Source organism: Cloacibacillus sp., assembly GCF_020860125.1.
Taxonomy (GTDB): Bacteria; Synergistota; Synergistia; order Synergistales; family Synergistaceae; genus Cloacibacillus.
The window spans coordinates 1-21,757 of the sequence record NZ_JAJBUX010000064.1; the positions used below are offsets into that span (position 1 = coordinate 1).

Genomic DNA, 21,757 nt, shown 5'->3' on the forward strand with positions numbered 1-21,757 from the left:
CGCTTGGGCCACGGCCTTATTTTTCTTCCGCGGCACCCTATCTGTTCTGCCAAACCTCTTTCTGGCGCAGCGCTTTACCTATTTTTCGCCTCAGCGTTGATATATCAAGCGGCTTGGCCAGATGTCCGTTCATTCCGACCATTTTGGCCTTAGCCACATCCTCAGCAAAGGCATCCGCAGTCATTGCCAAGATCGTGACGGTTTTTGCATCGTCTCTTGCCATGCCGCGAATCTTCTCCGTCGCTTCGTATCCATTCATCACGGGCATCTGCACGTCCATCAGGATAAGATCGTAGTAATGCTCCGGCGACTGCTCAAACTTGGCAGCGCCGTCGGCGCCGTTCACCGCGCATTCCATCTCGGCTCCCGCCGCCTCCAGAAGCTCCACCGCAATCTCGCGGTTCAGCTCGTTATCCTCCACCAGCAAAAACCGCCTGCCGGCAAACTCGACACTATCGCTTTGGTCGTGCTGAGAGGGAGGCGTACTTTCTTTCAGAACATATTTTTTAAGCGCCAGGGAGACCGTAGAGCGGAAGAGCGGCTTTGAGATGAAGCCGTTCACACCGGACGCCTTGGCCTCTTCCTCGATATCGCCCCAATCATAGGCGGACATGATCAGTATCGGCGTTTCTTGGCCAAATCTGGCGCGGAGCTCGCGTGCGGTATGCGGTCCGTCCATCCCCGGCATCTTCCAATCCAAAAGCACCGCGTCGTAACCTATTTCTTCCGCGCGGGCGCTCTCAAGCATCGCGACGGCCGCCTCTCCCGACGACGCACCCTCTACGCGGACACCGTGTCCCCGAAAGGTCTCCTCCAAGTATTCCACTACCATATCGTCATCGTCCACGACCAGGACTCTCAAATCAGGAAGATCGACGGTTTCCGGCTCCTCTTCGATCAGAAGCGGCAGCGTTACGCGAAATATGGTCCCCTCTCCAAGCCGGCTGTGGACTTCGATGGTTCCTCCGAACAACTCTACAAGCTTTTTTGTGATAGCCATTCCGAGGCCGCTTCCCTCCGTCTTATCTACACAGCTGTCCCGCTCTCTCGAAAACGCGTCAAACAAATGTTCCAGGAATTCTTCCTTCATTCCGATCCCGCTGTCGGAAAAAGCGAAACGCAGAACAGCCGTATCCGGCTCTATACAGTCAAGTTCCTCAACCTCCAACACAATACTGCCGCCAGCATGCGTGAACTTGGATGCATTAGACAAAATATTGATAAAAATCTGCCGCATCCGCAGGGCATCGGAACAAAACCGTTCGTGGCGAACGTTTTTAAGGCAGACCGAAAAGCGCTGATCCGCCGCTTTCATATTCGGCTGCATAATCGCGACCACATTTTCCAAAAGCTCCGGCAGAGACAGCGGCTCCTGATTGATCGTCATCTTTCCGCTCTCGATTCGGCTCATATCCAGCACGTCGTTGATAAGTCCCAGAAGATGCTGGCTTGAAAGAAGCACCTTCTTTAGGCAGTCATCCACCTTCCCATCGTCACCCAGATGGGACCGGGCGATGTTGGCCATCCCGATGATCGCATTCATCGGCGTGCGGATATCATGAGACATATTAGAAAGAAAATCTGATTTTGCTCTGTTTGCCATTTCCGCCAAATACAATGCGTTTTTTAACTCTTCCGCCTGCTCCTCCAGCTTCGTCTGCATTTCGCGCAGCTCCGTCTCGTTGGTAATATCAATAAAAATAGACAGATAAATCAGATCGTCCTCCTGCCGGCCAACACAGACCATACTGACCTGGAGCCATACCTCCTCCCCGTGCTATCCATACATCCGGGCCACGAGAGAGACCGGTTTACCAGCCAAAAATTCATCACGGTGAGAGGCTAAAACCGGCAGATTCTTTTCCAGGTTTTTCCGGTACAGGGTATTCCCGCTCTCCATGATGTCATACCTGAAGAACTGCATAAAACGTTCGTTCGCCTCCAGGATCACGAGATTCATATCCTTCAAGACACGGTACTTCGCGACAAGTCCGGGAATATCATCATAGTCGGCAGACCGCTCCAACCGCGTTTGTACAATATCGCTGACATCCGTGACCGTCGTGTATACCACTGGATATCCGTCGATGCTTTCATCGGTAAAGATACCAGAATGTTTGACCCAGATATACTCGCCGTCTTTCTTACGCATACGGAGTACGTGCGTGTAGCCCGATTTATGCTCGCCAATAGCCGCCGTCACGGCCGAGCGAAGCTTGACCCATTCCGGCCAGTCGTCCGCAAAATTTTGATATAGCGCCGTATGTTCCTGCTTCGTATATCCGGTTAGGTTGTAAAAAAAATCGTTTGCCAATACAAGGGTGAAAGACTCATCAAGCATATACTTCAAGACACCCGCCTGCAGCATACCAGCCAGCATCAGTGTTTCGACATTTTCGTTTTGAAAGTTTTGCTCCATTCGTATCGCTTCCTCCCACTATTTTCTATCCGCCCGCGGACAGCGGAAGCATGCGTCCTTATTATTCACAATAGTCTAATTATACCAATTTTTCAATCTATTCCCCCAAAAAATATATTACGCGGCTATGAATAAAGCTACTCATTTTCAGGCCGCCAGCGCCACTATTTTCCTCGTATATTTCAGCGCCGCCTTCCGGCGCTCCCCGCCGTATGGAGCGCCGGAAAGAAACAGAAGACGGCTTTTTTAATCTTAACCAAATATATCCCCTGCGGCATCCCTGTCGGTCGGCATGCTAAGGCCTGGGATTGTTCAGTACCACCCGTCATAGGTCTTTTCACCGACGTTGTGGATGCTGACCGCGCAGATATGGCTTGGCCCGTTCAGTTCACAATACAGGCGGATGAGATTCTAAGCCATGCCGTGCCCATCCTGCGCGTTGAGGTACTTAGCCTGATATTCCTCAAGCGGTATCGGGCGGCTGAAGTGGAATCCCTGCAGCCCGTCGCAGCCGATCTCCATCAGCGCCTTAAGCTGCCGGTCGTTCTCGACGCCCTCGGCGATAACGCGGATGTTCATCTTCTTACAGATATCAGCGATGGCCTTCAGCACGGCAAAGGCCGTCGGGTTGTCAGGCAGGTCCCGCACCAGGCCGCGGTCGATCTTCAGCACGTCGAAACATGATGAGGCAAAGAGCGAAAGGTTCGCATAACGCGCCCCGAAATCGTCTATCGATATCTGGAAACCGGCCTCTTTCACCCTCTTTACTATCTCGAGAAAATTCTTTTCATCATCTACCTCAACAGTTTCGGTGACCTCTATCTCGAGAAGTTCCTTCGGCACATTCCACTGCCGCCATGCCTCCTCAAGCCGCTCGACAAAATCGGCCTCCGATATCGTCGCGCGGGAGAAGTTGACGGAAATCGGCAGCACCTTTTTACCCAGATCCAGCCACTGGCGGATCTTACGGCATACGAAACCAAAGACCCAGAAATCCAGCATCCATATCAGCCTGTTGTTCTCCAGCATAGAGATAAATTGATCCGGCGCTATCAATGCTCCCTCCGAGGAGAGATAGCGCGTCAGCGCCTCCGCTCCTATCGGCTTATGGTCCGCTACCGATACTTTCGGCTGGAAGTATACGAGGAAACGGTCGTCGTCAAGCTGGCGCCGCAGAGCCTCGGGATCTCCGAGGCCGAGGACTTCGTCGTTACAGACACGGTAGCGCTTTGAGGCCGCTTTGCTGCGATAAAACTGTTTTTTGTCGAGATACATCTGCTCGTCGGCCTCGGTGAGCAGATCCTGTATGTCGCAGCCTCCGGAAGCCCAGCACCATCCCATCGAAAAGCTCTGCATGCCATCCTCATCCCGGCAGATCTTCGCTTTTAGTTTGGCTACCAGAGCGTTAAAATATTCTTCGCTCGAATTTGGCGAGAGTACGACAAACTCGTCTCCGCCTATGCGGTATGTGCTGTTTCCCTTTTCATGAAAGACGGATTCCACAGTTTTCGCCGTCTTAACAAGCGCCAGGTCTCCCGCCGCGTGTCCATACTCGTCGTTGTATTTTTTAAGGCCGTTGACGTCGACATAGATTATTCCCAGCGATTCAAAACCATTTTTGGAGAGGCTTTCCACATCGCGGATAAAAGCGTTCCTGTTATGGAGCCCCGTAAGCATGTCGTTATAACTGAGCTCTTCAAGACGCCGCTGATAGAGGCTGCGCTGCATAGTACCGGTGATAAAGTTGGCGAGGGTGATGAGCAGCGGCGACAGATGCAGGATACGCGCCGCCGGAGGATTGTCCACGCCGAGGTAACCGATAAGACGTCCGTCTACCACCAGCGGCGCCGCGATAAGACTTCTGATCTTCTGCGCGCGAAGTATCTCATATTCGTCACGGCGGGCCTCGCGCAGCTCTTCAATGTCCGTTATTACGAAACACTGGCCGGCGTCGAAACTCTCTCTCCAGAATGATATCAGGCCGACCGGCAGCCCCTGGAGATTATCTATCTGGGGGGAGACGCCGGGAGCACACCACTCATAAGTATTGTCAATGAGCTTATCCCTGATCTCAAAGATATAGGTCCTCTCCGCCGCCAGAAAGAGGCCGACATTTTCAAGCACCTTGCTGACGGCCTCGCTGTAGCTTTCCGCCTCAGTGAGAACCTTAACGCAGTTCAGCACTGCAACTTCGGCATCGAGCGCGTTCTTCAGCGTATCCTTCTGGTTTTCCTTTTCCGTTATGTCAAAGGCGATCTCCAGACGCGCCTCGCGGCCATTCCAGGAGATCAGCTTGTCTTTCAGAAGGTAATGGCGTGAAACCTTCCGATTATATATTTCCCATGTATAAAATTTATCATGAGAAAGCTTGGCGTTTGTACAGAAGCTGCAGGGAGAGCTCCGCCCCTGCAGCACCTCATAGCACTTGCGCCCACAGACGTCGGTGTTGATGCTGAAAAGCGATTTTGCCGACTCATTGATGAAAATCATCTCGTATGTGTCTACATCAGAGATGTAAACCAATTCAGAGAGCTCGTCAAGCAGAGCGAGCATATTAAAATTTACAGCGTTCATATCAGCCCGACAGCAACGTAAAAAAGATAACCAGGAGTCATATCGGCAGAGTCTCCTCTTCTCAAGTCAAATATATAGCAAAAAGACTCGGGAACATTTCATCTCCATGTCGCCAGAGCCTAAGTACATCCAAATCAATATTTTGCAAAAGATAGCATGAAAGCAGGTTCTACACAAGTACCTTAATAAAAAACGCTGTGCGCCGCCGGTTACTTTTTTATTCAAGAAGCGCGGGAATTCTCATTTTATGTATTGCGCTAAGCGAACAGATTTCCGAATAGTCTCGTGCTAGACCGCGGTGTATAATTGGGGGCGAAAATAAAAGGGCGATGGAGTTCGCCCGAAATTCGCTGTTGCGATGATGACTCCTGTCCGGGCGGCAGGAGTCTATTATTTTGCCTATATATGCGGGGGCACGAAGGGAGAATCTTTATGGAGGGCATCATTTTTGTCGGGTTGGGCGGCTTTATCGGCGCATCGCTGCGCTATTTTCTCGGAACGGCGATAGAGACCGGGGGCGTCATTCCGGCGGCGACTCCGGCGATAAATATCTTCGGTTCGTTTCTGATCGGCATTCTGAGTATCATCTCGGAGAGGTACGGACTCTCGCGGCACTCGGCGATATTGATGCTGCAGACGGGTTTCTGCGGCGGTTTTACCACCTTTTCTACCTTCTCGCTAGAGACCTTTAGCCTCATATCTCAGGGAAAGGTAACTCATGCCGCGCTCTACAGCATACTCAGCGTCCTATGCTGCCTCCTCTCCGTCGCCGCGGGACGCGCGCTTACGGAACTCTGTCTCTAAAGGCCAAGGGCGAGGCCGATAAAATTCCAGAGGAGCTTCGCGCCGTAGAAGAAGACCACCGCGCCGCATATCAGGTTTATCATCCGCAGACTCCTGTCGGTGAACCTGGCGCTGAAGAGCGAGAGCGCGGCGGAGAGGCTAAAAAACCAGAGCGCAGAGGCGGCGGCGACACCGAATATAAAGGAGTTGGCCCCCGCCGGCGAAAGGGAGGCTTTAAAGGCCCCCAGCATCATCGTGCCGTCGATGAGCGCCTGTGGATTAAACCAGGTCACGACACAGGCGGTGCTGGCTACGCGCCACAGCGGCATATCGACGTCGGTCTTTTTCAGCGAATCCTTCGCCCTCATGAGCCCAAGACCGATATACATGACGATGAGGCTGCCGGCAAGCAGCACCAGCTTTTCAAGCAGCCGCGAGCGCTCCATCACCGCGCCGATGCCGTAGAAACAGGCGAACGCCAGCGTCACGTCGAAGAAGATCACGATGAAGGCCGTGAGGAATACGCGGCTCTTTTCCCGCGTCAGCGCGGTATTTATCACAAAAAGATTCTGCAGGCCGATCGGCGCGACATAGGCAAGCCCCATCGTCAGCCCCTGAAGAAAATATTCCAAATATCGTCACCTCTCATGGAAAATCACAGAGTGTCACGCTCCGAACAGACGGCCTAAAATTGTACATGAAAGGAGACGCGCCAGCAAGACGGCGGGGCGGTACACCGGAGCAAACGCGTCAATCATGGAAAGATATGATAAATTGCGGCTTTGTTTTATTCAGTCATTCCGGGCCTGACCCGGAATCCAGTGCCGTAGGGGTTTGTTTTTGTCTTATGAGGTAAGGAAAACTAGGGCAACGACACTAGGCACCGGCTCGGAGGCCGGTGCGACAAGACAAGAACAAACAGCAGCTTCGCCTCGGTAGGCATGACGATAAATCGCAGTTTATCTCTTCGTCTACCCGAAGGAAATCGGCGTTTAGACGTGCGAGTTGCTAAATAACTTTGGGCTCTGGAACCGGAGCCGTATCTTCATACGGCGAGGATGCCAGAGCCCGAAGTTATGACGCAAATCGTGCGTATAAACGCCGATTTATCTTAGGGAAGCGTATTCCCTCTCTATGGCCCGCCTCCGCGCGCTTTTCATAAAGGACGCGTCGGGCGGGACCTATTTGCCCCTTTCGCGGGAACACACGGAAATGACCGCTATGATCCCATTTTTACACCCTCTTTTCAGCCTTCGCCGCTTCCCGATGATATACCGTCTCTTGGAAATGCTTCCCTTCGCGCAGTCAGAAGGTTATCTCATGTTAGTTACCCGTTCTCTTTGGAAAAACGGCGGCCCGAAGCGGAAGCATTTCGCCAAGACGGTTCCCTGGGAGGAATTTGTGCGTCATCATCTGACCGCTCATGTTTAGATATTTCTACTCCGCCACCACCCCCTCTCTTTGAGCGCCTATTTTGCCGCAGGCCGTTTTTCCCATCTGAATTTTCTGCCGCACGGCTCTTTTCATCGCCGTGAAAAGATACTACATATTAGAGTCAACTGTAAGTCAAGTTATTTTTATAAATTTTCTTAAGGAACTATTTGACGCGCCGCCTGTTGACTTAGAGCGGACTCAAACGGCTATGCTCATATCAGGGACGGCAATGCAAACGGAGACCTCATTCAATGAACCGCTTCGCGGTAATTTCGCCGGCGACGGCCGTCTGCGCTATGACTGAAATTCTCCGGAGATCGATGATCAATATTGAAGCGGCTTATAATCAATAAACATCAGCCGTATTTAACACAAATATACTTATACAAAAGCGCCAATATCCATCGTAACTGGCCGCCGCAGAAAAGACAAGCGGCGAAAGGACGCGGAAGAGGCAACATGACGATGTGAAAAGGAGAGGCAAATAAAATGATGAGATTCAACACGGCTGTTTCGCTCTTAACGGCATTTTTCATCATGGTCCCGCTTATCTTTGCGGCGCCCTCTTTTCTGATCTGCGTGGCACAGAGATAGGAACGTCCCGCGCGTACACGAAGAAAATAGTGAGGCGTAGCCGAAGGGCATGGATACCAGCGACCGCACGCTCTTTCTATACGCGGGGGCTGAGACCGCCGCGCTCTCTAAAGTACGCGCGCGTACGGCGTCCGTCCCCGCTTTTCGTTACCGCGGAGCCAATGAACCGTTACCTCTCTTTGTTATAATATATGGGAAGCTGAAAGCAGGTGAAGACCACCAAAGAGTTGGAGGGGGCGGATGATGGAGGTCAGAGTTTTACGCTATTTCCTGACCGTAGTCAGGGAGGAAAGTATCACGAAGGCGGCGGAGGTGCTGCACATCACGCAGCCGACGCTCTCCCGTCAGCTGGCCCAGTTCGAAGAGGAGGTCGGTGTCAGGCTCTTTAATCGCGGCACACGCAAGATCGTGCTGACAAACGAGGGGCTGCTGCTGCGCCGCCGCGCGGAGGAGATCGTCGATCTCATCGACAAGACTGAGAGGGAGCTCCTCGAACAGGACGAGCTAGTTGACGGCACCGTGACCATCGGCGCGGGAGAACTGGCGTCGGCGCAGATTCTGGCGGAGCTGATAAAATCAACGGGGGACAGATTCCCGCTGATGCGCTACGAGATACTCACCGCCAGCGCCGACCTCACAAAGGAGCGCATGGACAAGGGGCTCACGGACATCGGGCTGCTGCTTGAACCGATAGATATCGAAAAGTATGAGTTCGTCCGTCTGAAGGTAAAAGAACGGTGGGCGGTACTCCTGCAGGCCGACGATCCTCTTGCGCCGCAGGAATATGTGCGCCGTGAAGAACTTATGGACGCCCCCCTCATCATTCCTATGAGGGGAAATGTACAGAACGAACTTCTCAACTGGTTCGGCCCCTCGCTTGACCGGAGAAATATCGTCATGACGAGCAGCATGAGCACCAACGCCTCGGTTATGGTGGAAAATGGCATCGGCCGCGCCATAATCATCGAGGGCGGACGTCCTTATCTTGACCGTGAGAGGCTCGTCTGCCGCCTGCTCTTTCCCGAACTGTCCGCGACCTCCGTGCTGGCTTGGAAACGCGGACAGCCATTCTGCCCCGCGGCGGACAAATTCATCGAACACATCAAAAAAACGTTGGTTTGACCTGTCGTTATTGACTTGTGACCGACGCCGGGGCCATATATTACCGCCGCACCATTAGATGCCTTTCAGGCATGACACATTCATAAAACATAAGCATTAGACATATCGGTGATAAAAAATTATAGTGTAAACACAGTCGGGGAGGAAAAAACATTTTCCGAACCGCGGCGTTTACACTATTTTTTATCTTCAAGGAAGGACCGAGATGACTATAGACGAAGTTTGCCGCTCTTTTCATATAGACAGGGAAACGCTTCAAACCTACGAGCGGACCGGGCTGCTGGAGTGCGGGACGGACGAGAAGGGCCGCCCCCATTACAGCGAGAGCGCGCTGCGGCGTCTCGGCATGATCCACTCCCTGCTTAACGCGGGGATCGAAGCGGTTACGCTGTAACGGAATCCGGTGCTCCTCAACGAGTATGGAAACATCGGTGAACGCGTCATGATCTTAAGACGGCAGCGCTGCCGCCTGTTGGAGGATATCCACGCTAGACAACAGTCACTGGATTCCCTGGATTACCTGATAAGACAAATCAAAAAAGAGGGCGCACAAAGATAACGCGCGCGAAACGGCAAAAGGAGAGGAGAAAAATGACAATCAGCGAAGCGGCGGAGAGAACGGGGCTTTCGGCGGACACCCTAAGGTATTACGAGCGCATAGGGCTTATACCGCCGGTGCCGAGAACGGAGAGCGGGCTGCGCGCCTACAGCGGAGAGATGATCGAATGGATAAATTTCATCCAGCAGTTTAAGGAGATCGGCATGCCGCTCGAGGCGATCCTAAATTACGTGAAGCTGGCGATGCTCGGCAGCGGCACCAGGCAGGAGCGCAAGGTCATCCTCCTTGAAACTCGCCGGAGCCTGATGCGGAAGATCGATCACCTTTATAGCTGCCTTAAGCAGGCCGATTACCAGCTTAAAAATTACGACAGCCGGCTGCTGCCGGAGACGGAGAGCGCCGTCAAACGCTGGCGCCTGTCGGGGGGCGCGGAGGAAAACTGCGCCGTCTGAGAAGGCCGCGGCAGACCCTATCAGCCAAAGCTGCTCTGAAAAAGCGGCAAACATACCGTTCCGCCATCCCGCCGCGTGAAAAGTTACCGTTTGACTTAGATAGGACTCTAAGGGGTAACATGGCCGCAGGATAAAACCCGGCGTGAGTAGGGGGGACGGAGAGGGCCATGAAGCAGGAAATTATCTATCTCAGTTATTACTTTATAACGCTCTTTAAGGAAATCGCCCCTTTCTGGGCGCTCGGCATTCTTGTAGGTTCGGTGATATCGGTATTCGCGAAAGAGAGGATACATGGGCTGCTCGGCGCGATGCAGGGTGCGCGTTTCGGAGCTTTCGGCGTGATACCGGCGAGCATCCTTGGCATCATCTCTCCGCTATGTATGTACGGGACCATACCGATCGCCGCCTCGCTATCGGAGAAGGGGCTGAAGGACGACTGGCTCGCGGCCTTCATGATGAGCTCTATTCTGCTCAACCCACAGCTGATTATCTACAGTGCGGTGCTCGGCAGGGGGGCGCTCGCCGTCAGGACGCTCTCCGCCTTCCTCTGCGGCGCGGCGGCGGGGCTCTGCGTGAGGTATCTCTTCCATGGCGGGAAATTCTTCAGCTTCTCCGGTCTCCAGGAATCGGAGAACCATGACACCGATCCCAATATAGCGATACGCCTCTTGAAAAACATCCTGCGGAATATCAAGGCCACCGGCCCCTATTTCCTCGCGGGTATTTTTCTCGCGGCGCTGTTTATGCGCCTCGTCCCTCCGACAGCGGTCGCGTGGCTCTTCGGCGGCGACAGCGGCCTTGGCGTAATCGTGGCGGCAACAGCGGGCGTCCCGCTCTACGCCTGCGGCGGCGGCACCATTCCGCTGCTGGCGGAATGGATGCAGAGCGGCATGGGGCTCGGCGCGGCGGCGGCATTTATGATAACCGGCCCCGCGACAAAGGTGACGAACCTCGGCGCGCTCAAGATCGTGCTCGGCATGAAAAATTTCCTCCTGTATCTGCTTTTTATAATGGTATTCGCGGCCCTCACCGGCCTTGTCACTGACTTTTTGATATAGATTGGGAACCCACCTCGTAAAGAGAGACCGGCGGAAGCGTACAGCCCCGCCGGTCTCTCCTTTTATTAAACCGCCGCTCCGCCTCCGCAGAAAGAGAGGCGCGGCACAATATGACGGCGCGCGGGCCGTCCAATATCGTCCAGGCGGCACGACGCGGAAAGCTTTTATTATATTTCCGTATCCCCGATCATCGCCCGCACACAGTTCGCCCAGGCGAAGTCTTTTTTGCCCATGCCGTAGCCGATTTTCGAGACTTTTATCACCGGCAGCGGCGCGAAGTCGTCGGCAAAATATTTGAGCAGCGCCGCCCCCGTGGGGGTGCAGAGTTCGCCGCGCACCGCGCCGCCGTAGATGGGAACGCCGCGCAGTATCTCCGCCGCCGCGGGCGCGGGGACAGGAAGCACGCCGTGCGCGCAGTGGACGTGTCCGCTTCCGACGTGGACGGGAGAGGCGATTATCCGCTCCGGCGCGAGTTCATGCAGCAGCAGGCAGACGCCGGTGATATCGGCGACGGCGTCCATCGCCCCCACCTCATGGAAATGGACCTCGGAGACCGGCCTGCCGTGCACCTTCGCCTCCGCCTCCGCGATCAGCGCGTAGACGGCGAGCGCGTCGGCGCGTACCTTTTCCGGCAGATCGAGGTGCGAGAGGATGTGCTCTATCTCGCGCATCCCGGCGTGGCTGTGGCCCTCGTGACTGTGATGTGCATCTCCGTGCCCATGTTCGTGCCCGTGTTCGTGCGGGTGGGGATGGCTGTGGGTATGTTCGTGCCCATGCGCCTCTTCGTGGCAATGGCGGTGTTCATGGCCATGAGGCGTACCGGCCTCCACGCTCTCCTCCTCTTCGCCGTTTACGGTGACGGAGACGCGCGTTCCCGTGATGCCGCATTTGACGCAGGGGGCGGCGGTTACCGCCACGCCCGGAAGCGCGAGCCCGTTCATCCTCTCAAGGAAGGCGGCGGGGTCGGGATGGAGCTCCAGCAGCGCCGCCGTCAGCATGTCGCCCGCGGCTCCCATGCCGCAGTCAAGGTATAAGGTCTTCATTCTATTTCACTCCTATGTGGTTTATCATGCTCGCAAGGTAGGCCGCTCCGAAACCGTTGTCGATATTGACGACGCTGACGCCGCTGGCGCAGGAGTTGAGCATCGAGAGCAGCGCCGAGAGGCCTCCGAAGGAGGCCCCGTAGCCAATGCTCGTCGGCACGGCGATGACGGGGCAGTCGGCAAGGCCGCCGATGACGGAGGCGAGCGCCCCCTCCATGCCCGCGATCGCGACGATGGCGGAGGCCGTCATCACGTCGTCGGTGTGAGAGAGCAGGCGGTGCAGCCCCGCGACGCCGACGTCGTAAAGGCGCGTAACCTCGTTCCCGAGCGCCTCCGCCGTGAGCGCCGCCTCTTCGGCGACGGGCATGTCGCTGGTGCCGCCGGTGGCGATCACTATTTTGCCGCGTCCGTCCGGCTCTGGCATCACGCCCGCGATGCCGACGCGCCCCATTTCGTGATAGGCGAGAGGCACCGCTTTTTCGACGGCGGCGGCGGCCTCGGCGCTCATCCGCGTGATGAGCACGGTACGCTGCCCATCTTCAAGCATCGCGGCGGCGATGTCGGCGATCTGCCGCGGCGTCTTTCCCGCGCCATAGATGACCTCCGCCACGCCCTGACGCAGCGCATGGTGGCTGTCGAGCTTCGCGAAGCCAAGATCGCGGAAGGGGCCGCCCTTGAGTTTCATCATCACCTCGTCGACGCTCGCCGCGCCGGAGGAGAGCCTTTCAAGCAATTCCCTTAGCTCTTTTTTCTCCATTTTTTATCTCGCCTCCATATCAAGAAGGATGATATCAAAATATTTTTTCAGCTTTGCGAGGATATCCCCACGCCTCTCCAGCGCCGCCGCCATCTGAGCGGCGGGGAGCTGAATGCGCGCCGCCTCGTGGAAGAGGCGCACGCGGAAGTCCGTGAAGCCGAGAGAGAACAGCTCGCTCTCCGCTCCCTCCACACGCTGAAGCAGCTCCCGGTCGATTCGCCGTCCCGTAGGAACGCGCGTCGCGAGGTAGGCGTAAGCCGGTTTGTCCCAGGTGAAGAGCCCCGCCTCCTTCGAGCGCACGCGTATATCCGCCTTCGTAAGGCCGCACTCGCGCAGCGGCGAACGGACGCAGAGCTCGCCGAGAGCGCGCATTCCCGGACGGTCACCCGCGTCGTCGGAGGCGTTTGTACCGTCGACGATGAGGGAGAAGCCGTCGTTCGCCGCCCGCTCGCGCAGCAGCAGGCCGAAAAGCTTCTTCTTGCAATGGTAGCAGCGGTCGGCGGGATTGGCGGCGATCAGCCCGTCGTCAAGGATGTCATATTCGATGACGGTCAGCTCCGTGCCCAGCTCTTTCGTAAGGCGCAGCGCGTCGTCGAGTTCAAAACGCGGCTGAAAGGGCGTCTTGACATAGTAGGGGCGCACCTCCGCGCCGCATTGCAGCGCCGCGTAAAGAAGATAGGCGGAGTCTGTGCCACCGGAGAAGGCCAGCGCGGCGCGCGGGTTTTCGTGAAAGAAATCGCTGAGTTCCATTATGAAACACTCCTTTTGCCGTCCTCAGGCGGGCAAACCTGCAGGCCAACGGAGATGGCTTCGACGCCGCACTCGTCCATGAGCTGTACGTTGTAGAAGAGTTCGCGCGAGGGGCCGTCGGCGAAGAGCCTGCCGCCTTTGAGCAGTATCGAGCGTTCGCAGACCTCTTCGGCGAAGGTCAGGTCGTGGGTGGCGATAAGTTTGGTGTGAGGCAGGGCCTTAAGCACGTTTATCAGGTTGCGCCGCGCCCGCGGGTCAAGGAAGGCTGTCGGCTCGTCAAAGAGCATCACCGCGGGCTCCATCGCGAGCACCGTCGCGAGCGCCGCCATGCGCTTTTCGCCGCCGGAGACCTTGAGCGCCGTCTTGCCGCGCAGATGTTCGATATGCAGCAGGGCGAGGCTTTCCTCCACACGCCGCGCCACCTCCTCCTCGGAGAGCCCCATATTGCGCGGGCCGAAGGCGATATCGTCATAGATCGAGGCCATAAAGAGCTGGTCGTCGGGATTCTGGAAGAGGACGCCGACCTTTGAGCGTATCTCCGCGAGGCTGTTTTTTGTCAGCGTCGTACCGCAGGCCCGGACGACGCCCGTCGAGGGCAGGACGCCGACCAGCGCCATGATGAGCGAGGTCTTCCCCGCGCCGTTCGCGCCGATGAGCGCCGCGCTTTCCCCGCGCGCCAGACTAAAACCGACCCTATCCACGGCCATCGTGCCGTCAGGATAGGTGACCGATAGATTTTCTATATCAAGCATTCAAAGAGCCTCCCGATGAGCTGAGGAATATTTACAAGACGGAACAGCAGCGACGAGCCGCAGAGAAGGAGGATAAAGACAAGGTCGCCCGGCGCGAGGCGGCGCTTCCGTATGGCGGAGGGCGGCGCGCTTTGGTAGCCGCGGCACTTCATCGCCTGATAGACGCGTTCGGCGCGGTCGAAGCTGCGCAGCAGCAGCTGCCCCGCGAAGCTGCCCATGTCCCTCATCGCCACCCCTTTTTTGCCGCCGCCGCGCAGCGAATAGGCGGTGTACATCGACAGCGCCTCGCCGGCCAGCGTTCCCAGATAGCGGTAGGTCATCTCAAAGAGAGAGATAAAAACTGCGGGCAGCCGCAGGCGGCGCAGCCCCTCCATCAGTTCGCGGAAGGGGGTGACGGCGACAAGGATCAGCACGACGGAGACGCAGAGCAGCGTGCGGAATACGATCGTAAAGAGGGCCATCCAACCAGCCGTAACGTGGAGACCGCCGACGGTAAAGAGCGCCGCGCGGTCAAAAAAAGCCGAAGAGAGCCCCGCGAAGAGGCAAAATGGCAGCGCCACAAGACTTCTCTTAAAGATCATGCCGCCGGGGATACCGGCGAGCGCAAGGGCCACGGCGGGATAGAGTACGAAGGGTGCGAGGCCCGAGAGTTCGCCCCGTCCGAAGGAGACGACGGCGGCGATATAGAATAGGGTCCCCAGGATCTTCGCCCGCGGATCGAGGGTGTGGATGACGGAGCCGCCGCCGGCAAGCTGCTCAAGCGAGTATATCTCATAGACGCTGCCGCGCAGATCCGTCATCCGCCTCCCTTAGTGCGGTTACAGGCTACGCCTTCGCCGCCGCGTCCTTGTGTTTCTTAGATTTAGAGATCACCGTGCCGATAAGCGCCGCCGCCGCGAAGGTCATCAGCGAGCCAATGATGCCCGCCGCCGCGGTGCCGGAGATCGGCGCCGTCTCTGACGGCGCGGCGTAATCGTAATCCGGCATAAAGGCGGTCTTTTCCTGTATCCCCGCCGCGCTCTCAAAGGCGGGGCCGGAGGCCTCTAGCTCGTCGGAACCGGTCACTCCCATCACCGACCATTCGAGCCCATCGGGATATGACGAGGCGAAGCCGGAGAGTATCGCGCCGGTGACGAGCGTCAGCGCCGCGAGCGCCGCGAGCACCCTCTTCATTGAGACTCCGGCGGGGATGTCCGCGCCGCTCTCCGCGCTTTCAAGTATCTCAGGACGCATCTTCCAGACAAAGGAGAGCACCGCGCCGGTGACCAGCCCCTCCACAAGGCCGATGGCGAGGTGTATCGGCTGCATCAGAAGCACAAAGGAAGAGAAGGGCAGCGCCGTGATGCCGGAGGAGAGCGTCTCCACGACAACCGCGAAGGCGCCGAGCTGCAGGGCGGCGACGACCGATACCACCGAGGCGAACATGAGCCGCCCGGAGGATACCCCCCGCTTCATCAGCGGTTTGAAAAGCAGCGGATAGACGAAAAGGCAGGGAATGACCCCCATATTAAAGATATTGCTGCCGAGCGCGAGCAGTCCGCCGTCGGCAAAAAAGAGACACTGGATGACAAGCACCGCGGAGATCGAAAGCAGCGCCGGAGCGCCTCCGAGCAGCGCCGCGAGCAGTATCCCCCCGCCGATATGGCCGCTGGAGCCGGTGGCGGGAATCGTGAAGTTTATCATCTGCGCCGCGAAGACGAAGGCTCCGGCGACGGCCATTATTGGGAGCTTTTTTTCCGAGAGCTCCTCTTTTTTGATCTTGGCGACCGACCAGGCGATCGCCGCACCGCTCGCCGCGCACATCGCGAAGGCGACGGACGGCGATAACAAAGCGTCTGACATGTGCATGATACATTCCTCCGATATCTGTAAAAAATTACGCCTCGAAAGGCAATCCCATCCTTGGAGAGAGACCGCCTTCGTGGCAATCATTCAAAATCAATTCACTGGATACAACGTGTAACAGAAAGGCCGCGCCCTGCGGCGCGCGCTCCGCCGGCAACGCAGCCGGCGGCTCCTGGAAACCGCTTCTGCGGCTTGTACGGCCTCTTCGTGAGGCGCGGGAGGTTTTGCTGCCCGTATATCGCGCGGCGGAAATTTTTCAAATATCCGTCCCGCGTTTCCACATGGTATAGCATATCACTTAGAGCTGGCTCTAGGTCAAGTATTTTGCAGATATTTTCAAAAATTTTTTCGATGCAGCAAGACAAAGGGACGACCCAGCTGCGGCCGCCCCTCTTTATTATCCGTCCTTATGCCCTTAACGGATGAAATTCGTCGCGATTCGCTCCTCGTAAACAGGCGCGGCGACGCCCGCTTTGCGTCCCGCCTCGATCGACTTGAGAAGCCAGGCCATATTTTCTCCGAGCGCGCGCATCGTCTGCAGACCTTCCCCGTCCCGCCGCACATCCTCTGGGGTGAAGCCATGCACCTGGTTCCAATACTGCGAGCCGACGACATTCATATTGCTGATCGTAAAATACTTATTCAGCCGGTCAAAGGCCGCCGAAGCCCCGCCGCGCCGGCAGGAGACCACCGAGGCGGCGAGCTTGCCCGCCATCCGTCCGCCGCTGCTGAAAAAGAGGCGGTCCAGGAAGGCGCAGAGCTGCCCCGCGGGCGCTGCGTAATAGACTGGAGAACCGACGACGAGCGCCGCGAATTCGTCGAGACGCGCCGACATCTTGTTCACCTCATCGTCAAAGACGCACTTTCCCGCCGTCTGGCACTTCATGCAGGCGATGCAGCCCGCGACGGGTTTCTTGCCGAGATAAAACATCTCCGTCTCGATGCCGTGCTTCGCAAGGACGCCTCCGACCTCGCAAAGCGCCGTATAGGTGCAGCCGTGTTCGTTGGGGCTGCCGTTGATCATTAAAACTTTCATGATTCTTCCTCCTAATATGAAGGAGCAGGCGGTCCGTGAAAGAGCCGCCTACTCTATGTTATATTACCGATCGATGCTGCAATTCCGCTTTATCTTACCGCACGAAGGGCGGCCTGTCTGCGCAAAAGATACGAAAAAACCGCAAACCATTAATAGGGTACTAAAAAGAGAGAGATGTCGGAACGCCGTGCCGCATCTCTCTCCCTTTTTTGTCACTCCATGACGGGAAACGGTTTATATCCCTGTCTCCCTCTTCCGCTATTTATCTATCTTGACGAGTTCGTACCTTTGGCTGCCGAGGCCGATCTTCTCGCCGTGCTCTAAAGTGTGCGCGCCGCTGCGCGATTCCATGCGCTCAATGAGCGATTTGCCGTCCGGCGCGGCGTAGACGAGATCGACGCAGGCCTTGTCAAGCGCCACCGGGTCAAGCGAGGCCAGTATCCCGATGTCGTGCATGTCTGGCTCCGCCGGGCTGCTGTCGCAGTCGCAGTCCACGGAGAGCCTGTTCATCACGTTGATATAGAGGATCCTGCCGCCGAGACTGTCAACGACCGACTTGCCGGCCTCCGCCATCGATTCGAGAAAGGCGGTCTGATCGCCGCCCCAGGGGCTGGTGTCGCTCCGGCCGCCGCTGTGGATACGCGCCTTGCCCTTCGCCGAAGCGATGCCGATGGAGATGTTTTTGACCGCGCCGCCGAACCCGGCCATCGCGTGACCTTTGAAATGTGATATGACCACATAATAGTCATAATTTTTGAAGTGCGAGCCGACGAGGTTTTCCTTGAAATACTTGCCGTTTTTCACCGGCAGGCCGATCGAACCGTCGGCGTCCTGGATGTCCACCTTCGCGATGGCGGTGAAGCCGTGCTCGCACGCCACCTCCATGTGCAAGGTCGCATCGGCGCGCGCGCCGTTATAGGCGGTGTTGCATTCGACGATCGTACCCTTCACCGACTGCACAAGCCCCTTGATGAGGTTGGGATCGAGAAAGTTGTGTCCGCCGCGCTCGCCCGTACTGATCTTGACCGCCACGTTTTTGCCCTCGGCCCGGCTCTCCAGAGCGTTATAGACGGCCGTCAGGCCCACGGCGCTGATATCCTTCGTCATATAGACCTTCGGCGGAGCAGCCTCCGCCATCGCGCAGACAAAAACTACAAGCGCCAGTACCGCCGCCGTGACGCCGCTAAAAAATTTTCTCAATTTTTAATTTCCCCCTTACGGCATATTTCACAGATGCCGCCTCCGTCTTAAAAAAGTCCTCCGCCAAATTCATTCGCGGATCGTACCGGGGAAAATATAAACCTTAGAGCCGACTCTAAGTCAAATGCTGAAAAAAGCTTTGCGCGACGAAGGCTATTTCGTATATAGGAGCCGCTCAAATCTTGCGAATGATTGATTTTGTCTTATCAAGCGGGTAGGGAAGACGGTCGGTGGTAAAATATTCGATTCCTTTGATAACGGCAACGCTTTCGCCGCCATTCTCTCCCACTGGAACCAGAACACGGTCACCCAGCTTCAGCGAAGGGTCTTCAGTACGGTAGTGGTAACGTTTTCCGCCGGGAGTAAATTCTACGCCGCAGTATATATATTCGGCGGCACCAACCTTGTATTTAAAAATTTCCGTATCCAGCAAGAGGGTAAATTGCCCATAAAATGACAGAAACCACACGAGTTTGTCTATCAGCTTCCGCCATCTTTTTGTAAAGTCACCGAGGCTGTTATCATATATAAAAATCTCGTTTTCACCACGATGATGCGCAAGTTCAATGGACAATCTAGGCTTACCTTCATTAGATTCACATGTATCGTCGCCGCTAAAACCGGAGAAAAATTCCCCGCACCAGTCCAAGAGGTTCGTGATACCGCCGCGCACATAATATTCATGTTTCACAACGCAGTTTGTGCCAATGTTTATCCTGTAGATGAGCTGCTGGGATTTCCTGTCGACTGATAAATACTCGTTATAATCCCCAATCAAATTGGGCAGTACGGATGGGGAACAGACGCCGGAACCGGCAAAAGATGGCCGATGATAACGTATTTTAAGGCCATCCAGACGATCAGAGGCGATGAGCTCAGCGTCAGGGGCAAGGATATCCATGATTTCTATAAACTCATCCCAATTAGGCGGATAGAAGCCGCTTCCGAATATACGTTTACGACATCCCTCCGTATCGGCATATTCGAGCTTCCACTGAATACCCTCAATCAATAAATCTTTCGGCCTATACTCTGAACGCCAATCATCCAGACGTACTCTTCCAAGGCGGGAGAGCCACGCCAGACTGGTCTTCCTCGGGAGTGAAGCGTCTAATATATTTGGCTTGCATGGTGCCATAAATTTTACACTGTAAAATATACGCTCATTTTTTACGTGAAGATTTATAGTCGTATAATGGCCAAAGCTGCCAATGCAAAAATTAAGGTATTTCAGCATGAAATTTTCCTCATCCCTTCCTGTTACAGAGCTCCGGAGAACCGATAAAACCGCGTAACCTCCGGCATTCACTATAAGCTATTGCCACGCTAAAAATATTGTCATTTATCGTCGTCGTCAAAGATAAAATAATCTTCTGAGGGGATAAACTCCGTCCCTTCTGGTATCTCGACATCATAGAAATGCAGTTTGCCTTTTACCGGAAATGGCGGGACTGCCACCTTGGGCTCCGCGAGAGTCCAACCGTAACCGCAAAAATCTTCGTCTTTTAGGCCGCTGTTATCTTCAAAGGGCATAGCGGCATCGGCCATCGTGGCGGTCATCGGCGAAACATCGGTCAGGTTCACGACACAAACAGTACAGCCGAGCGGGAATTGTTCTTGATCTAGTTTTTCAAAATCCATATCCCGCTGCGATGAGGCGCAGATGAGGATCGGACCGCGATAGTCCGTCTTCCACGAACGCATTTCTACCGTTTTCTGGCCTGTGGCGATCCATGTCGCCCACGGCTGTTTCACAGACATAGCTCTCATCGTCTTCATCATGCCGCCTCCATATTTTCCGCTCCTGACTAAAGTGTTCCAAGCGGCTATTTTTACTGCGGGTTCTTATAATATATTGATATCATATCATAATCCACCGCTGACTTGGGCAGGATACCTCGGGATATAACAGGAGCGCATAAAGATAAAGACCCTTTGAAGGGGTCTTTTTGTAAACACCATATTTTACGGCGAAGGTCATTCTTGCCCGACGGCAACATCGCTGTAACGTGACGATATTTTCTCACGTAGCTTTTCGCGCGTTCGCTGCAGTTCGGCGATCCTCTCGTCAAGTAGCCGCATCTGTTCGGCCAGCAGCCGCGCCCTTTCCTGCCTGGTCGGCTCTCCCTGCTGATAGAGGGCGACATATTTTACAAGGATATCTATGGGAACGCCCACATCCCGCATACATTTTATAAACTCTATCCAACAGAGGTCCGTATCTCCGTAGCTGCGCAGGCCCGCGCCCGTGCGCGCGACCTTCGGTATCAGCCCGACCCTTTCGTAGTAGCAGAGGGTCTCGACGGAGAGCCCTGTCTTCTTACTTACTTCGGTAATGTATATTTTTTTCACCTCCGCAAAAGATTATTACGCGGCGCAAAGTTCTATTTTTTTACGACCTCCGCGACGCAGGCCAGAGCGTTGAGCGTGCGCGGGAAACCAATGAACGGCAGACACTGGGTGATCGCCTCGATCATTAGATCCTCACCGTTGCCAACGTTAAGATTGGCCTGCACGTGGCTCTTGACCTGGCTCTCACAGCCGCCCAACGCCGAAAGGATGCAGAGGGTCAGTATCTCGCGCATCTTCACGTCGAGCACGCCGCGCGTATAGAAATCTCCGAAGCAGAAGGAGGCGAGGTACTCGGCTATGTGCTTTCTGTTTGCCGGCGAGGACTGGTACATGCCGTCGAGCCCCGCGGGGAAGATCGATTTCTGCGTTGCAAAACCCTTGGCGTAGCGGTCCTTTTCCGTCACCGTCGCCCGGCTGACAAGCGGCAGTTTGACATTTTTCTCGCGGAAGGCCTCGTTCATCGCGTATGCCCCCTCAAGCGCCTTGGTAAAACCTATGTAGGGCGCGCACTGATAGACCGCCTCTTTTATCTCTTCAGGCGTGACGCCGATGTTGAGCGCCGCCTTCACATGCGCCCTGATATCCTCGCGGTTCTGGTTCGTCGTGAGCACGGCGAGCGTTATGAGCTCGCGCTGTTTATCGGTCAGCAGCCCACGGCGGAAGACGTCTCCGTATAAGAAGCACTCCATGATGCCGGCCAGCTCCTCGCCGCCGTAGTACGCCCCGTCATTTCCTTTGAAAAGCTCCGCAAATTTCGCCCGTCCGGGGTCGCGCCGTTCACGCAGCTGCGCCTTCAGCGCCCACTCGGGAACGATCTCCTCCGCCGCAAAGCAGGCCTTTTCCAGCACCAGCGTCACCACTAGAGTAAAGACAATTACCGTCATCGATATCATAAAATATTTCAACTGCAGCATTACTATCATCCTTTCTTATTTCCCGTTCTCTTTTTTCTTTGTAGCGCACAAAGCTTAATTGCTGGAGCCAACTCCAAGTCAAGCGAAAATTTTAAGAAATTTCACCGGCTATG

General features: G+C 55.6%; 22 protein-coding genes and 1 riboswitch. Of the genes, 6 read left to right on the forward strand and 16 right to left on the reverse strand.

The genetic code is table 11. The features are described from left to right. Positions 1 to 37: 37 nt before the first annotated feature. The 3 genes from LIO98_RS07915 to LIO98_RS07925 all read right to left on the reverse strand — a co-directional run bounded on the left by LIO98_RS07915 (position 38) and on the right by LIO98_RS07925 (position 4,972). Positions 38 to 1,747 carry a response regulator gene (locus tag LIO98_RS07915; RefSeq protein ID WP_291955193.1) on the reverse strand — a complete coding sequence of 570 codons (1,710 nt, stop codon included), beginning with the start codon at positions 1,745 to 1,747 and terminating at the stop codon, positions 38 to 40. A 30-nt stretch (positions 1,748 to 1,777) separates the two neighbouring features. Further along, positions 1,778 to 2,419 (reverse strand): PAS domain-containing protein, encoded by a 642-nt coding sequence (locus LIO98_RS07920; RefSeq protein ID WP_291955195.1) that lies wholly within the window; start codon positions 2,417 to 2,419, stop codon positions 1,778 to 1,780. 411 nt (positions 2,420 to 2,830) lie between these two features. After that, a complete protein-coding gene (locus LIO98_RS07925) occupies positions 2,831 to 4,972 on the reverse strand; it encodes a bifunctional diguanylate cyclase/phosphodiesterase (RefSeq protein ID WP_291955198.1) in 2,142 nt (713 codons plus the stop codon). A 337-nt stretch (positions 4,973 to 5,309) separates the two neighbouring features. Next, positions 5,310 to 5,371, forward strand: a riboswitch (Fluoride riboswitch). Positions 5,372 to 5,425: 54 nt separating this feature from the next. On the opposite strand from LIO98_RS07925, the gene crcB reads away from it, so the two are divergent. Further along, positions 5,426 to 5,797, forward strand: a complete 372-nt coding sequence (crcB, locus tag LIO98_RS07930; protein ID WP_291955202.1) for a fluoride efflux transporter CrcB — start codon at positions 5,426 to 5,428, stop codon at positions 5,795 to 5,797. On the opposite strand, the gene LIO98_RS07935 is transcribed toward crcB, so the two are convergent. Continuing rightward, a complete protein-coding gene (locus LIO98_RS07935; protein WP_291955205.1) occupies positions 5,794 to 6,408 on the reverse strand; it encodes a LysE family transporter in 615 nt (204 codons plus the stop codon). The genes crcB and LIO98_RS07935 overlap by 4 nt on opposite strands. Positions 6,409 to 6,997: 589 nt before the next feature. Here LIO98_RS07935 and LIO98_RS07940 point away from each other — a divergent pair. The 5 genes from LIO98_RS07940 (at position 6,998) to LIO98_RS07960 (ending at position 10,995) form a co-directional block, all read left to right on the forward strand. Beyond that, entirely contained in the window at positions 6,998 to 7,207 is a 210-nt protein-coding gene (locus tag LIO98_RS07940) for a hypothetical protein (RefSeq protein ID WP_291955208.1), read from the forward strand. Positions 7,208 to 8,044: 837 nt separating this feature from the next. After that, the gene (locus LIO98_RS07945; RefSeq protein ID WP_291955211.1) at positions 8,045 to 8,926 is read left to right on the forward strand and encodes a LysR family transcriptional regulator; all 882 of its coding nucleotides are present in this window, start codon (positions 8,045 to 8,047) and stop codon (positions 8,924 to 8,926) included. 205 nt (positions 8,927 to 9,131) lie between these two features. Further along, positions 9,132 to 9,320, forward strand: coding sequence for a helix-turn-helix domain-containing protein (locus LIO98_RS07950; protein WP_291955215.1), 189 nt, complete (start codon positions 9,132 to 9,134; stop codon positions 9,318 to 9,320). Between the two features lie 197 nt (positions 9,321 to 9,517). Further along, positions 9,518 to 9,937, forward strand: coding sequence for a MerR family transcriptional regulator (locus LIO98_RS07955; protein ID WP_291955217.1), 420 nt, complete (start codon positions 9,518 to 9,520; stop codon positions 9,935 to 9,937). A 167-nt stretch (positions 9,938 to 10,104) separates the two neighbouring features. Then, complete coding sequence (locus LIO98_RS07960; protein WP_291955220.1) at positions 10,105 to 10,995, forward strand: permease; 891 nt, start codon at positions 10,105 to 10,107, stop codon at positions 10,993 to 10,995. Positions 10,996 to 11,162: 167 nt separating this feature from the next. Here the strand turns inward: LIO98_RS07960 and LIO98_RS07965 are convergent, their stop codons facing one another. From LIO98_RS07965 to LIO98_RS08020, 12 genes are all read right to left on the reverse strand, one after another. Then, entirely contained in the window at positions 11,163 to 12,038 is an 876-nt protein-coding gene (locus LIO98_RS07965; RefSeq protein ID WP_291955223.1) for a LarC family nickel insertion protein, read from the reverse strand. Between the two features lies 1 nt (position 12,039). Continuing rightward, entirely contained in the window at positions 12,040 to 12,795 is a 756-nt protein-coding gene (gene larB / locus LIO98_RS07970; protein ID WP_291955226.1) for a nickel pincer cofactor biosynthesis protein LarB, read from the reverse strand. Between the two features lie 3 nt (positions 12,796 to 12,798). Beyond that, entirely contained in the window at positions 12,799 to 13,545 is a 747-nt protein-coding gene (larE, locus tag LIO98_RS07975) for an ATP-dependent sacrificial sulfur transferase LarE (RefSeq protein WP_291955229.1), read from the reverse strand. Continuing rightward, positions 13,545 to 14,297: an ABC transporter ATP-binding protein gene (locus LIO98_RS07980; RefSeq protein ID WP_291955230.1), complete on the reverse strand. Its 753-nt coding sequence runs from the start codon at positions 14,295 to 14,297 to the stop codon at positions 13,545 to 13,547. The genes larE and LIO98_RS07980 overlap by 1 nt, the downstream gene beginning before the upstream one ends. Beyond that, positions 14,285 to 15,097, reverse strand: a complete 813-nt coding sequence (gene cbiQ / locus LIO98_RS07985; RefSeq protein ID WP_291955232.1) for a cobalt ECF transporter T component CbiQ — start codon at positions 15,095 to 15,097, stop codon at positions 14,285 to 14,287. Before cbiQ ends, LIO98_RS07980 begins: the two co-directional genes overlap by 13 nt. A 25-nt stretch (positions 15,098 to 15,122) precedes the next feature. Further along, positions 15,123 to 16,145, reverse strand: coding sequence for an energy-coupling factor ABC transporter permease (locus tag LIO98_RS07990; RefSeq protein ID WP_291955234.1), 1,023 nt, complete (start codon positions 16,143 to 16,145; stop codon positions 15,123 to 15,125). A 412-nt stretch (positions 16,146 to 16,557) separates the two neighbouring features. Then, the gene (locus LIO98_RS07995) at positions 16,558 to 17,178 is read right to left on the reverse strand and encodes a flavodoxin family protein (protein ID WP_291955237.1); all 621 of its coding nucleotides are present in this window, start codon (positions 17,176 to 17,178) and stop codon (positions 16,558 to 16,560) included. A gap of 258 nt (positions 17,179 to 17,436) precedes the next feature. Then, positions 17,437 to 18,378 carry a DUF362 domain-containing protein gene (locus LIO98_RS08000; RefSeq protein ID WP_291955240.1) on the reverse strand — a complete coding sequence of 314 codons (942 nt, stop codon included), beginning with the start codon at positions 18,376 to 18,378 and terminating at the stop codon, positions 17,437 to 17,439. 175 nt (positions 18,379 to 18,553) lie between these two features. Beyond that, positions 18,554 to 19,615, reverse strand: coding sequence for a hypothetical protein (locus LIO98_RS08005; protein ID WP_291955243.1), 1,062 nt, complete (start codon positions 19,613 to 19,615; stop codon positions 18,554 to 18,556). A 101-nt stretch (positions 19,616 to 19,716) separates the two neighbouring features. Continuing rightward, a complete protein-coding gene (locus LIO98_RS08010) occupies positions 19,717 to 20,157 on the reverse strand; it encodes an ASCH domain-containing protein (RefSeq protein ID WP_291955246.1) in 441 nt (146 codons plus the stop codon). 198 nt (positions 20,158 to 20,355) lie between these two features. Beyond that, positions 20,356 to 20,730, reverse strand: a complete 375-nt coding sequence (locus tag LIO98_RS08015) for a MerR family transcriptional regulator (RefSeq protein WP_291955248.1) — start codon at positions 20,728 to 20,730, stop codon at positions 20,356 to 20,358. 32 nt (positions 20,731 to 20,762) lie between these two features. Then, a complete protein-coding gene (locus LIO98_RS08020; protein ID WP_291955251.1) occupies positions 20,763 to 21,644 on the reverse strand; it encodes a carboxymuconolactone decarboxylase family protein in 882 nt (293 codons plus the stop codon). Positions 21,645 to 21,757: the final 113 nt, after the last annotated feature.

What these genes read in the sequence shown, in the direction of transcription:
- LIO98_RS07995 (WP_291955237.1), bottom strand. Translation starts at nt 17,178, where the DNA reads ATGAAAGTTTTAATGATCAACGGCAGCCCCAACGAACACGGCTGCACC.
- LIO98_RS07915 (WP_291955193.1), bottom strand. Translation starts at nt 1,747, where the DNA reads ATGGTCTGTGTTGGCCGGCAGGAGGACGATCTGATTTATCTGTCTATT.
- LIO98_RS08020 (WP_291955251.1), bottom strand. Translation starts at nt 21,644, where the DNA reads ATGCTGCAGTTGAAATATTTTATGATATCGATGACGGTAATTGTCTTT.
- crcB (WP_291955202.1), top strand. Translation starts at nt 5,426, where the DNA reads ATGGAGGGCATCATTTTTGTCGGGTTGGGCGGCTTTATCGGCGCATCG.
- LIO98_RS08010 (WP_291955246.1), bottom strand. Translation starts at nt 20,157, where the DNA reads ATGAAGACGATGAGAGCTATGTCTGTGAAACAGCCGTGGGCGACATGG.
- LIO98_RS07925 (WP_291955198.1), bottom strand. Translation starts at nt 4,972, where the DNA reads ATGCTCGCTCTGCTTGACGAGCTCTCTGAATTGGTTTACATCTCTGAT.
- LIO98_RS08005 (WP_291955243.1), bottom strand. Translation starts at nt 19,615, where the DNA reads ATGCTGAAATACCTTAATTTTTGCATTGGCAGCTTTGGCCATTATACG.
- LIO98_RS07950 (WP_291955215.1), top strand. Translation starts at nt 9,132, where the DNA reads ATGACTATAGACGAAGTTTGCCGCTCTTTTCATATAGACAGGGAAACG.
- LIO98_RS07945 (WP_291955211.1), top strand. Translation starts at nt 8,045, where the DNA reads ATGATGGAGGTCAGAGTTTTACGCTATTTCCTGACCGTAGTCAGGGAG.
- larB (WP_291955226.1), bottom strand. Translation starts at nt 12,795, where the DNA reads ATGGAGAAAAAAGAGCTAAGGGAATTGCTTGAAAGGCTCTCCTCCGGC.
- LIO98_RS07960 (WP_291955220.1), top strand. Translation starts at nt 10,105, where the DNA reads ATGAAGCAGGAAATTATCTATCTCAGTTATTACTTTATAACGCTCTTT.
- LIO98_RS07920 (WP_291955195.1), bottom strand. Translation starts at nt 2,419, where the DNA reads ATGGAGCAAAACTTTCAAAACGAAAATGTCGAAACACTGATGCTGGCT.
- LIO98_RS07940 (WP_291955208.1), top strand. Translation starts at nt 6,998, where the DNA reads ATGATCCCATTTTTACACCCTCTTTTCAGCCTTCGCCGCTTCCCGATG.
- LIO98_RS07980 (WP_291955230.1), bottom strand. Translation starts at nt 14,297, where the DNA reads ATGCTTGATATAGAAAATCTATCGGTCACCTATCCTGACGGCACGATG.
- cbiQ (WP_291955232.1), bottom strand. Translation starts at nt 15,097, where the DNA reads ATGACGGATCTGCGCGGCAGCGTCTATGAGATATACTCGCTTGAGCAG.
- LIO98_RS07990 (WP_291955234.1), bottom strand. Translation starts at nt 16,145, where the DNA reads ATGCACATGTCAGACGCTTTGTTATCGCCGTCCGTCGCCTTCGCGATG.
- LIO98_RS07955 (WP_291955217.1), top strand. Translation starts at nt 9,518, where the DNA reads ATGACAATCAGCGAAGCGGCGGAGAGAACGGGGCTTTCGGCGGACACC.
- LIO98_RS07965 (WP_291955223.1), bottom strand. Translation starts at nt 12,038, where the DNA reads ATGAAGACCTTATACCTTGACTGCGGCATGGGAGCCGCGGGCGACATG.
- larE (WP_291955229.1), bottom strand. Translation starts at nt 13,545, where the DNA reads ATGGAACTCAGCGATTTCTTTCACGAAAACCCGCGCGCCGCGCTGGCC.